The organism is Streptomyces nanshensis (assembly GCF_001751255.1).
Taxonomy (GTDB): domain Bacteria; phylum Actinomycetota; class Actinomycetes; order Streptomycetales; family Streptomycetaceae; genus Streptomyces; species Streptomyces nanshensis_A.
The window spans coordinates 1-10,870 of record NZ_LJGW01000014.1 but is presented as its reverse complement, the minus strand read 5'-3'; the positions used below and the strand labels follow the sequence as shown (position 1 = coordinate 10,870).

10 protein-coding genes, 1 tRNA gene and 1 other RNA gene are annotated in these 10,870 nt (G+C 71.0%); 6 read left to right on the top strand and 6 right to left on the bottom strand.

The window, feature by feature from the left end; translation table 11 throughout:
• Together AN218_RS00350 and ffs are read right to left on the bottom strand one after the other, a co-directional pair.
• The coding region (locus tag AN218_RS00350; protein WP_141747380.1) for a DNA polymerase III subunit gamma and tau at positions 1-1,307 on the bottom strand (1,307 nt) is incomplete at its 3' end.
• Between the two features lie 108 nt (positions 1,308-1,415).
• An RNA gene (ffs, locus tag AN218_RS00345) (signal recognition particle sRNA small type) lies at positions 1,416-1,512 on the bottom strand.
• 73 nt (positions 1,513-1,585) lie between these two features.
• Between ffs and AN218_RS00340 the strand changes: the two genes are divergently transcribed.
• Positions 1,586-1,670, top strand: a tRNA-Ser gene (locus tag AN218_RS00340).
• A gap of 184 nt (positions 1,671-1,854) precedes the next feature.
• Here AN218_RS00340 and AN218_RS00335 read toward each other — a convergent pair.
• Positions 1,855-2,874: a DUF4331 family protein gene (locus AN218_RS00335; protein ID WP_070014410.1), complete on the bottom strand. Its 1,020-nt coding sequence runs from the start codon at positions 2,872-2,874 to the stop codon at positions 1,855-1,857.
• 375 nt (positions 2,875-3,249) lie between these two features.
• On the opposite strand from AN218_RS00335, the gene AN218_RS00330 reads away from it, so the two are divergent.
• The 5 genes from AN218_RS00330 to AN218_RS00310 all read left to right on the top strand — a co-directional run bounded on the left by AN218_RS00330 (position 3,250) and on the right by AN218_RS00310 (position 6,406).
• The gene (locus AN218_RS00330; RefSeq protein WP_420855920.1) at positions 3,250-3,825 is read left to right on the top strand and encodes a snapalysin family zinc-dependent metalloprotease; all 576 of its coding nucleotides are present in this window, start codon (positions 3,250-3,252) and stop codon (positions 3,823-3,825) included.
• 322 nt (positions 3,826-4,147) lie between these two features.
• A complete protein-coding gene (locus tag AN218_RS00325; RefSeq protein WP_070014409.1) occupies positions 4,148-4,465 on the top strand; it encodes a hypothetical protein in 318 nt (105 codons plus the stop codon).
• A gap of 295 nt (positions 4,466-4,760) precedes the next feature.
• On the top strand, positions 4,761-5,081 hold the full coding sequence (locus tag AN218_RS00320) for a hypothetical protein (protein WP_070014408.1): 321 nt from the start codon (positions 4,761-4,763) through the stop codon (positions 5,079-5,081).
• Positions 5,082-5,302: 221 nt separating this feature from the next.
• The gene (locus AN218_RS00315; RefSeq protein WP_070014407.1) at positions 5,303-5,620 is read left to right on the top strand and encodes a hypothetical protein; all 318 of its coding nucleotides are present in this window, start codon (positions 5,303-5,305) and stop codon (positions 5,618-5,620) included.
• A 462-nt stretch (positions 5,621-6,082) separates the two neighbouring features.
• Positions 6,083-6,406 (top strand): hypothetical protein, encoded by a 324-nt coding sequence (locus tag AN218_RS00310; RefSeq protein ID WP_141747379.1) that lies wholly within the window; start codon positions 6,083-6,085, stop codon positions 6,404-6,406.
• A gap of 106 nt (positions 6,407-6,512) precedes the next feature.
• Here the strand turns inward: AN218_RS00310 and fdhA are convergent, their stop codons facing one another.
• From fdhA to AN218_RS00295, 3 genes are all read right to left on the bottom strand, one after another.
• Positions 6,513-7,742: a formaldehyde dehydrogenase, glutathione-independent gene (fdhA, locus tag AN218_RS00305; RefSeq protein ID WP_070014413.1), complete on the bottom strand. Its 1,230-nt coding sequence runs from the start codon at positions 7,740-7,742 to the stop codon at positions 6,513-6,515.
• 150 nt (positions 7,743-7,892) lie between these two features.
• Complete coding sequence (locus tag AN218_RS00300; protein ID WP_070014412.1) at positions 7,893-8,711, bottom strand: Fpg/Nei family DNA glycosylase; 819 nt, start codon at positions 8,709-8,711, stop codon at positions 7,893-7,895.
• 309 nt (positions 8,712-9,020) lie between these two features.
• Entirely contained in the window at positions 9,021-10,454 is a 1,434-nt protein-coding gene (locus tag AN218_RS00295) for an FAD-binding oxidoreductase (RefSeq protein WP_079131677.1), read from the bottom strand.
• Positions 10,455-10,870 lie beyond the last annotated feature (416 nt).

The following is a 10,870-nucleotide window of genomic DNA, read 5'->3' as shown; positions in this document are numbered from 1 at the left end:
GACGCCGACGGCTGCGCGGGCCCCGCCGAAGCCGACGGGGCCGAAGCCGACGGAGCCGGAGGCGTCTGAACCGGAGGCGTCTGAACCGGAGCCGCGGGCATCGCGCTCACGCCCGGCGCCGCCGTCCCTGACGCCGTCCCCGCGAAGGCCGCCCCCCGCTCCAGCCGGTCCAGCCTGGCCTGCACCGAGCGCTCGTCCCCGTACGCCGCGGGCAACAGCACCCGCGCACAGATCAGTTCGAGTTGCAGACGCGGCGACGTCGCCCCGCGCATCTCCGTGAGCCCCGCGTTCACCACGTCCGCCGCGCGGCTCAGCTCCGCCGGACCGAAGGCGCGCGCCTGCTCCTGCATCGCCTCGACCACCTCGGCGGGCGCCTCGACGAGCCCCTTCTCCACGGCCTCCGGAACCGCCGCGATGATCACCAAGTCCCGCAGCCGCTCCAGCAGATCGGTCACGAAGCGCCGCGGATCGTGGCCGCCCTCGATGACCCTGTCGACGATCTCGAACGCCCGCGCACCGTCCCCACCCGCGAAGGCCGCCACCACCTCGTCCAGCAGCGCGCTGTCGGTGTAGCCGAGCAGCGCCGTGGCCATGGCGTACGTCACGCCCTCCGGCCCCGCGCCCGCCAGCAACTGGTCCATGACCGACATCGCGTCGCGCACCGACCCGGCCCCGGCCCGTACGGCCAGCGGAAGCACCGCGTCCGCCACGGGGATCGACTCCCGCTCACACACCTCGGCCAGATGGTCACGGAGCGTCCCGGGCGGCACCAGCCGGAACGGATAGTGGTGCGTACGCGACCGGATCGTGCCGATGACCTTCTCCGGCTCGGTCGTCGCGAAGATGAACTTCAGGTGCTCGGGCGGCTCTTCGACCACCTTCAGCAGAGCGTTGAAGCCCGCCGAGGTGACCATGTGCGCCTCGTCGACGATATAGATCTTGTAACGACTGGAGGCGGGCCCGAAGAACGCCTTCTCCCGCAGCTCCCGTGCGTCGTCCACACCGCCGTGCGACGCCGCGTCGATCTCGATCACGTCGATCGACCCCGGCCCGTTACGCGCGAGGTCACGGCACGAGCGGCACTCGCCGCAGGGCGAAGGCGTGGGCCCCTGCTCGCAGTTGAGACAGCGGGCCAGGATGCGCGCGCTGGTCGTCTTGCCGCAGCCGCGCGGCCCGCTGAAGAGATACGCGTGATTGACGCGGTTGTTGCGAAGCGCCTGCTGAAGCGGTTCGGTCACGTGCTCTTGCCCGATGACCTCCGCAAAGGTCTCGGGGCGATACCGGCGGTACAGGGCGAGAGACGACACGCCCCCGACGATATCGGTGCCGACCGACAAGTCACGCCCGCGTTCCGCCGACCGTACGGAAGCCCGATTCCCCGGCCCCGCAACGATCTTGAGCGCCCCGCCCGCACATGCGAACGCCCCTCACGCACCCGCCAGAGCCCTCCTACCCTTGCTGCCTTCCGGCCCTGGGGGAGTTCAGAGAGATAGCGCCACGTGAGGGGCTGCGCCCCACAGTACCCGATGCCCGCAGGGGGGATCGAGTTCGCAAGCACGCCCCGGCGTCTTGTAGTGTTTGCGGCGGAGGATTCGCCTAGTGGCCTAGGGCGCACGCTTGGAAAGCGTGTTGGGGGCAACCCCTCACGAGTTCGAATCTCGTATCCTCCGCCCAGCCTCACCGGGCTGTCACGAAGGCCCCGACCGGGAGACCGGCCGGGGCCTTCGTCGTTCTCGGCGGCGCGCCGCTTCAACTCGCCGTACTCCCGCGCCACTTCCGGATGCGTACGCAGACGGTCACGGAAAAATCCGGCGCCCGTACGGCAGTTGACCGGATGTCTCCCGCCGGAGTCCGTCAGGAGGTGGCCGCCGGGTGCGGTTCGCCGAGGTACGGGAACCGGTCGAGGGTGTCGGTGTGCGGGCTCAGACCGGTGGGCGGCGCCTCGTTCTTGGTGAGGAAGGCGACGCGGATGTCGATGACGTCCTCCGTGAACGTCCGGCCGTTGGGGTAGGCGGCCGGCTTGGAGGGGTCGAAGTGGAGCACGTCCGGCAGGATGCCGTGCTCGTCGAGCGCGGCGACGGCCTCCGCGCGCGAGTAGCCGCCGGTGTGACCCAGCAGGTGGACGAACTGATCGGTCCACCTGGCACGGTCGTTCACCGGCTCGCTGGCGTTGTACTCCTCCTTGGTGTCGTCGGTGTTGAAGAAGCTGCTGACGGAGGGGTGTCCGGCCCGGTCCGCGTGGACGAGCCGGCCGTCGCGGCGGACGCTGCACCGGCCCCAGATGCGCAGTTCCGGGTCGGGGGCCAGCTCGGCGGTGGGCAGTTCGATGGCCATGGAGAAGACGTTGGCCGTGGTGTTGGAGTCGACGCCGGTCCACGGTGAATCGCCGTCCAGATGCGGCGAGGTGAAGTTCCGCTTGCCGCTGGTGTCGAAGAGGTTCGTGATGCCCTCGAAGTCGAAGAAGAAGGCGTCGCTGCGGCTGCCGGCGGCCACCTTGTAGTCGCCGGCGCTGATCACGTTGGCCTCGGGTCCGAAGGACACGGCGGCGTCCGAGACGATCTCGGTCCCGACCGCCTCCGGTTCGCGGGACTGCGCACCGGTCGCCATGAAGACGCTGTAGGTCTGCGAACCGTCCGACGCCGCCGGGCTGAAGACCCAGCTCAAGGCGATGTCCGTGAGGTCGTCGCCGTCGTTGTCGATGTTCAGCCGGTACACCGAATCGGGGTGCAGGGCATCGGCGTTGGGATTGGCGTTGAGGATGAGAACGGTCCGGCTCGAATCGCCGGGTGCCTGGAAGGCGTACAGGTCACACAGGTCGAGCCGCTGATCGCCGAGCGGCGACCCGAGACTGAGGCCGGTGAAGTGGTTGGACATGACTGGCTCTTCCTCTCTCACTCCATGGAACTCCAGAGCGCATGAACGGCCGTTCCGCACACAAAAGGGCGCTTTCGTCCTGGAAGTGCGGACACGCTAGCCCGCCGCACCGGCCCGGCCCCGGATGGAGAGGTCGCCGCTGCCCCTCACCCCTCGAACGGCTCAGCCGCCCGCACGCGCCTCGCCCACGCTCGCCCCCTCGCTGACCGGTCACGACCACGTACGCCCCAACTCCCGTACGAGCAGCGCGACTTCGCGTCGCACGATCCCCGCCGAGACACACGCCGCGGCATTTCCGCCGCGGAGAAGTCCGCCGCGCCAACGCGGGCATGTACACGCCGACACCTGAGCTCTGTCCCCCACCAGGAGGCTGATGTGTTGGTCCGTAACGCCGTCAGAGCGGCCCTCGTCGCAATACTGGCGACCCTCACCCTGCTCACCGGCCAGGCGATGGCCGCCCCCGCCCAAGCTCCGCACCAGGCCCAGGCCCAGGCCGCCGATCCGGTGGTCCTCACCTACGACGCCGGCGAATCCGCCGAGTTCGCCGACGCGGTGGACAGCGGCGCGAAGGTATGGAACGAGAGCGTCACGTCCGTACGTCTCGAACCCGCCAAGGAGGGCGAGCAGGCGAACATCCGCATCGTCGCCGACGACGGCTGGCCGCGCACGGTCACCACCAGCCTCGGCAACGGCACCGTCTACATGGGACGCGAGGCGGTGGACGAGGGCCACGACGTCGTCCGCATCGCCTCCCACGAACTGGGCCACATCCTGGGCCTGCCCGACGTCAAGCCGGGCCCGTGCTCCAGCCTGATGTCCGGGGCCAGCGCGGGCACGTCCTGCACCAACGCCAACCCGGACGACTCGGAGAAGGCCGCCGTCGAGGACGCCTTCGCGAACGGCGCCGCGGCCGAGCACGGCCAGCGGGGCACCCTGGTCTACCAGGACTGACCACCCGGGCTCCCTCCCGCATGCTCCGGTGGCCCGCGCCCTCCGCGCGGGCCACCGGCAGCCGTCCCAACTCCCGTACGCGGACGGTGTCTTACGCCCCCGCCCCGGACGCGGGCACTTCCCCGCCCGGCGCCGACGGCCCCACGTTCCCAGCGCAATCCCGGCCGCAGCCTCCGGTCGCCGCCGGTCATATTTCTGGCGGCCATTGCGAACAAACGGCGTGTTCCTGGACAGATAGCGTCGATCCCCGCCCTACATTCGTCACCGTATCGATGCGGTCGACTACGGACCGCATCAAGCCACCACGGGAAAAGGAACAGACATGCGCAAGCTTCGCGAGGCTGCAGTCGTGGCCGCCATGGTCGGCAGCGTTGGCATGCTGGGCGCGGGTGTCGCCGCGGCCGGCGAGGACCACGAGCCGCCGCTCTTCAGCTGCAGCCAGAGCAACGGCGGGGACAACACCGAGGAAGCGCAGAACGGCCTGGTCGGCATCGACGAGCTGGCCCTCGGTGGCTCCGGCGACGCCACGGCGAACACGACTCAGCAGGTCTGCGGCATCGGCAGCAGCAACAACACCAACACCGGCGGCGACGCCGAGTCGGGCGTCGGCGGCGACGGAACCATCGGGCTCACGCTCTGACACACGCCTCACCCCGCGGGCAGTCCCGGGCTCCGATCACGCATCGGCCCGGGACTGCCCGTTTTCCGTGCCCGGAAAGCCGCGGACCGCGAGGCTCCATGGACGCCCGCACCGGCGGCCCGCACGGGGAGCCGGTCCGCGTCCTCGACGTACGTACGGCACGCGCCACCGCCCCCGACTCCGGCAAAAAGCCGCGTGTTGCGACAGGAAACGACGGGACTTGCCCATACGTTGAGCACTGTCTGCATCTGGACGGGCACAGATCGTGACCAGTCTTCACGGAAGAGGTATTGACATGCGCAAGCTTCAGAAGGCCGCCGTCGTGGCCACCATGGTCGGCAGCGTTGGCATCCTCGGCGCCGGTGCCGCCGCCGCCTGCGGCCACCACGAGCCTGAGCCGGTCTCCTTCACCTGCGCCCAGAGCAACGGTGGCGACTCCACGACCGACGTGGACGGCACCATCAACGTGGGCGACGCCCTGATCGGCGGCTCCGGCGACGCCGCCTCGAACACGACGCAGCAGGTCTGCGGCATCGGCAACAGCAACAACACCAACACCGGCGGCGACGCCGAGTCCGGAGCGGGCGGCGCCGGAACCGTCGGCCTGGCGCTCTGATACGACGCCGCTCTCAACGGGCAGTCCCGGGACCTCACAAGGTCCCCGGACTGCCCGTTCTGTTTGGCGAAGGCGAATGAAGCAATCGGGAGGCGATTCCGCCGGTCTCGCCGAAACAGCGTGTTGCGACAAAGCAGAACAAAACCTTCCCAATACCTTTGACGCCGTCTGCATCCGGACGAGCACGCAACGTGATTCGTCCTCACGAAAGAGGAATTGACATGCGCAAGCTTCACAAGGCCGCCGTAGCGGCCACCGTGATCGGCACCTTCGGCATGCTCGGCGCCGGCGTCGCTGCGGCCGGTGAGGTCGACCCGCCGCTCTTCGCCTGCGCCCAGAACGGCGGCGAGGACAGCGAGACCGCGGTGACGGGCCTGATCAACGTGGGCGACGCCCTGATCGGCGGCTCCGGCGACGCCGACTCGGCCACCAGCCAGCAGAGCTGCGGCCTCGGCAACGGCAACAACACCAACACCGGCGGCGACGCCGAGTCCGGCACCGGCGGCGACGGGACGGTCGGCATCACGACCGGCGCCTGACTCTTCGCGATTTCCGGGCAGTTCAGGGGCTCCAGAATCCGATCCGGGTTCGGCCCCTGGACTGCCCGTTTCGCATGTACGGGGGCAGCCGGCGAAATCTGTCGCCGACGCGGCCCGGGTGACTTCCGTTTCCCGTTCCGTCGTCGGCGCCGGACGCGGGGAAATCCCGTCCGGAATAGATGCCCGGGAATACCGTCTCGCGCGACGAGATTCGGTGAGCCCGAGGCGGAGCGGATCGCAGCCGTACGGAGCGGATAACCGTCGCCACCGGTTCGCCCTCGGCTCGCGGTGCGCTTCCCGCGGTCGAGCCTTCGCGTTGTGCGACACGTGTGAGCCGGGCGCGGCAATCGGCGCGCGACGGCGTGTTGCTTCTTGATCCGGAAAAGGCCGCAAATAAGGTGTGTCACTGCGTGCAAGCGATCGATTACCGATCGTGTCTAGCCTCATCGAAGTGGAGAAGAAATGCGCAAGCTTCGCGAAGCCGCTCTTGTGGCCACCATGGTCGGTAGCGCCAGCGTGCTCGGTGTCGGCGTCGCCTCGGCCCACGGTGGCGAAGGCCAGGGCCCCGTGCCCCGGGTCATCTGCAACCAGGACGCCGGCGGCGACACCGAGACCACCCAGGTCGGCCTGATCAACATCGGCTCCCTCGGGATCGGCGGCTCCGGTGACGCCCTGTCGGACACGACCCAGCAGGTCTGCGGCATCGGCAACGGCAACAACACCAACACCGGCGGCGACTCCGAGTCCGGTGCGGGCGGCGACGGGACCCTCGGCCTGGCCCTCTGAGCCACCACACCCCTTCGGGTACGGAAAGGGGCCGGACCTCGTGGTCCGGCCCCTTTCGCATGCCCGCACGCGCCCGCGTCTCACATCGGCCGCGCGAGGGCCCGGGTCAGGCGGCCTTCTGGAAGCGGTCCAGTGCGCCGTGCGGATTCAGCACGTACTTGCGGCTCGCGCCCCTGTCGAACTCGGCGTAGCCGCGCGGGGCGTCCTCCAGCGAGATGACCTGGGCGTTGACCGCCTTCGCGATCTGTACGCGGTCGTGCAGGATCGCCATCGCCAACTGGCGGTGGTACTTCATCACCGGGCACTGGCCCGTGGTGAAGCTCTGGCTCTTGGCCCAGCCGAGGCCGAGGCGCATCTTGAGCGAGCCGGTCTGGGCGTCGCTGTCGACGCCGCCGGGGTCCTCCGTGACGTACAGGCCGGGGATGCCGATGGAGGCGCCCGCCCTCGCGACGTCCATCACGGTGTTGAGCACGGTCGCGGGGGCCTCGCCGGCGTTCCTGCCGTGGCCCTTCGCCTCGAATCCGACGGCGTCGACGGCCGCGTCGACCTCGGGTTCGCCGACGATCTGCTCGATCTGGTCCGGCGGTGAGCCCTTGGTGAGGTCGACCGTCTCGCAGCCGAAGCTGCGGGCCTGGGCGAGGCGCTCTTCGTTGAGGTCGCCGACGATGACGACGGCGGCACCGAGCAGTTGGGCCGAGGCCGCCGCGGCGAGGCCGACGGGGCCCGCGCCCGCGATGTAGACGGTGCTGCCCGGGCCGACGCCCGCGCTCACGCAGCCGTGGAAGCCCGTGGGGAAGATGTCGGAGAGCATCGTCAGGTCGAGGAGCTTGTCCAGCGCCTGGTCGCGGTCGCGGAAGCGGAGCAGGTTGAAGTCGGCGTACGGGACCATGACGTACTCGGCCTGGCCGCCCACCCAGCCGCCCATGTCCACGTAGCCGTAGGCGGATCCGGGACGGGCCGGGTTGACGTTGAGACAGATGCCCGTCTTGCGCTCCTTGCAGTTGCGGCAGCGTCCGCAGGCGATGTTGAACGGAACGGAGACGATGTCGCCGGTGTGGATGTACTCCACATCCGGGCCCGTCTCGACCACCTCGCCGGTGATCTCGTGACCGAGGACGAGGTCCGAGGGGGCGGTGGTGCGGCCGCGCACCATGTGCTGGTCGCTGCCGCAGATGTTGCTCGCGAGGACCTTGACGATCACGCCGTGGCGGCACTTGCGGCCCACGTTGTGGGGGTCCACGCCGGGACCGTCGTGCAGTTCGAGGTCGGGATAGTCGATCGTCTGTACTTCGACGACGCCGGGTTCTATGTAGGCGACGGCTTTGTTTCCACTCATGAGACTGCCCTCCGGCCACACGTTCGGGCGCATTCCGTCCCCCCTGTGGCAGTTTGCGCCACCTCGTACGGCTCGGCCACCGCAGCGGATGCGCGGCCCGCGGAACGGCACGGGACCGGCACGAGAACGGCACAGGGGCGTCAGGGGCCGTCAGGAGTTCGGGCTCGCGGGCTGGCAGTACGGGCACCAGACGGTGCTGCGGCCCGCGGTGCGGCCGTGGCGCAGCGGCGTACCGCAGCGGGGGCACGTCCCGTCCGCCTCGTCGCGGTGTCCGGTGAGCCAGGAGCGGCGGGGCGGTACGCACTCGGCGCGGACGGAGGCGCGCAGCACGGAGCGCATGTCCCGGTACAGACGGGCGCGTTCGGCGTCGGTGAGCGCGCCGGCCCGGCGGGAGGGGTGGAGGCGGGCCCGCCAGAGGATCTCGTCGGCGAGCAGATTGCCGATGCCGGCGATCAGCGACTGGTCGGTGAGGGCGGACTTGAGGATTCCGCGGCGGCCGTGGAGCAGTTCGTCGAACTCGCCGCGGGAGACGGCGGCGGCGTCCGGGCCCTGGGCGTCGAGGGTGCGCGCGACCTCCGACGCGTCGGCCAGCCAGAGGCCCTTGAGCTTGCGCTGGTCGCGGAAGCGGAGTTGCCGACCGGCGTCGAGGGTGAAGGCGACGCGGTCGTATGCGTGCCGTTCGTCGCCGGACGCGCAGCACACCAGGCGGCCCGTCATGCCGAAGTGCAGCAGCAGGGTGGGTCCGGCCGCGCCGTCGCCGTCGTCCTCGCCGTCCGTGGGGGCGAGGAGCCACTTGCCGTGGCGGGCGGGCTCGGTGAAGCGGCGGCCCTCCAGTTCACGGCGCAGACGGTCGCCGGTCACGCCGTGCAGAACGCCCGCGTCGTACACCTCGACCCGTCGGATGGGACGGTCGCGGGCGCAGGAGTCGAGGACCTTGCGGAAGCCTTCGACGTCGGGGAGTTCGGGCATGACGTACACCGCCGGTCCCGGGGCGCAGGGACGAGTCGGCCCCGTGGCACGAGCGTAAGGGCGGGCCCGGACGTCGGCGCGGGGTGCGCGGCCGTAGGGGCGAGCCGGTACGCACCCGGGTACGCACCCGGTTCGGGTCGCGGTGCTCCGGCCCTCCCCCGGAACGCCCGGAGCACCGCTGCCCCACATGAGCCTGGCCGCTACGCGGCGGCGTGTGCACACCTTTCGGGCCTGGCCGAAACAACGCCGAAGCGGCGTCCGGCCGTGGTCGGGGCACGACGTCAGGGCACAGGGGCCAGGGGCCAGAGGTCAGGGCACGGGGAAACCGTGGAAGAGGCCCGAGGGGTCCCATCGTTCGCGTACGTGCCGCAGCCGTTCCCAGTCGGCGGGCGCGTACGAACGCCGGGAGCGTGCGGGGCCCGCCGTGAGGTCCGCCTCTCCGACGTAGTGGCTGCCGGTGCCGTACGGGTCGAGCGCGTCCATGCCGGCGCGCAGCCAGCGGATGCCGGCCTCGTCCGCTGCCGGGTCGTCCCAGATCGCGAAGGCCGCGAGATAGGACGCGCCGAGCGCCGAGAAGGCCATGTGCCGCAGCGCGTTCTCGTCGCGGGCGACGGGCTCGACGGGGAGCAGTACGTACGAGTCCGGGGAGGGAGCGCGGGCGATCAGCCGTGCGGCGCGGGCGAGTTGGGTCTCGTACGGGTCGGGCGACCAGAGGGTGTCCACGGCATGGCGCCGTCCGGACGGTCCGGTCGTTCCCGCCGCTCCGGCGCCCTCGTACAGGGTACGGACGTCCGTCGGGTGCGGTTCCTCGGCTTCGAGGGCTTCGAGGGCTTCGTCGGCGAAGGGGCAGGCGGCGAGCGGGTCGAGGGCCCGTACCGCGTCGTCCGGGGTGTCGGCGAAGGCGGTCGCGTCGATGCGGAGCCGGGGCCCGGCCCCGCCCGTACCGGAGGTGGCGGCGGTGTCCGGTGCCTGGAGGACCAGGCTGGTCTCGACGTTCGGCGGCGTCTCCCGGGCGGCGCGCAGCGCCCAACTGCCCACGCGTACGGCCTCGTCGGACACGGCGTCCGCGTCGGGCCCGTCCAGGGCGAAGGTGAAGGATGCGGTCGTGATGGCGCCGGGAGAGGGGAGCAGCCGCAGCTTGAAGCGGGTGGCCACGGCGCAGAAGCCGGGTCCCGCTCCGCGCGCCGCCCAGAAGAGGTCGGCGTTGTGCGACGCGTCGCAGAGAACCGTACGGCCGTCGGCGGTGACCGCCTCGACCTCCTCGATATACCGGCAGGCGGGGCCCATGGCGCGGGAGTTCCAGCCGAGTCCGCCGGCGAGCAGATAGCCGCCGAGGGCGACCTCCGGGCAGTGGCCGGTGAGGAAGGAGAAGCCGTGCGGTGCCAGGGCGGCCGCGAGGGTGCCGCCCGTGACGGCGGGTCCCACGGTGGCCGTCGCGGACTCCGGGTCGACGTGGCAGTCGCCCAGCCGGGAGAGGTCGAGGAGCAGCGAACCGTCGCGCAGCGTCGGGCCGGACCAGTGGTGCCCGCCGGAGCGCACCGATACGCGCAGCCCGCTCTCGCGGGCGTACGCGAGGATCGCCGTAACGTCCGCCGGGGAGGCGGCCCGTACGATCGCCTCGGGGAAGCGGTCCGGCGTGAGGCCGTTCCAGACGGCCTCGTCGCGTGCCTGCTCGTAGCCGTGCTCGCCGCGGCGCAGCAGGTCGTCCGCGATGCGGGGGTTGCGGGGGTTGCGGAGGCTCACGGTGCCGCCGGCGGGTACGGGCGGGGTGTGCCGAGGGACGCCCGAGGCGTACGGGACGCCTGTGGCGTACGGACCGGGCGGGAGCGCGGTCGTACCGTCTCAACCCGGTGCGTACGTACGGGACTTGAGGCCGGCGCCGCGGTGCTGGGCGCCGGGGCGGCGCGGAGGGCGCGAGCACTCATCTTCGGAAGCGTAGGCAAATGTGATTTTTACCGCAACTCGGGTATTCCGTAGTGCACGGCTCACGCTCCCCGTGCGGAACGCGGCGGAGAGCAGGGCGGGGAGAGCGGCGCAAGCGCCACCCCGGTGAGCCGAACCGGCCCTGCCGGCGCCCCTGTTGAGGGCTCCGGCCACTCCGCCCGGACCTCCCGTCCGGGCCCGGCGGCGGACCGGCCCGCGCCCCTTCCGTGACAGCG

Excerpts from the sequence above, each read along its gene's own strand:
- AN218_RS00335 (WP_070014410.1), bottom strand. The coding sequence starts at position 2,874 with ATGTCCAACCACTTCACCGGCCTCAGTCTCGGGTCGCCGCTCGGCGAT.
- AN218_RS00325 (WP_070014409.1), top strand. The coding sequence starts at position 4,148 with ATGCGCAAGCTTCGCGAGGCTGCAGTCGTGGCCGCCATGGTCGGCAGC.
- AN218_RS00320 (WP_070014408.1), top strand. The coding sequence starts at position 4,761 with ATGCGCAAGCTTCAGAAGGCCGCCGTCGTGGCCACCATGGTCGGCAGC.
- AN218_RS00315 (WP_070014407.1), top strand. The coding sequence starts at position 5,303 with ATGCGCAAGCTTCACAAGGCCGCCGTAGCGGCCACCGTGATCGGCACC.
- AN218_RS00310 (WP_141747379.1), top strand. The coding sequence starts at position 6,083 with ATGCGCAAGCTTCGCGAAGCCGCTCTTGTGGCCACCATGGTCGGTAGC.
- fdhA (WP_070014413.1), bottom strand. The coding sequence starts at position 7,742 with ATGAGTGGAAACAAAGCCGTCGCCTACATAGAACCCGGCGTCGTCGAA.
- AN218_RS00300 (WP_070014412.1), bottom strand. The coding sequence starts at position 8,711 with ATGCCCGAACTCCCCGACGTCGAAGGCTTCCGCAAGGTCCTCGACTCC.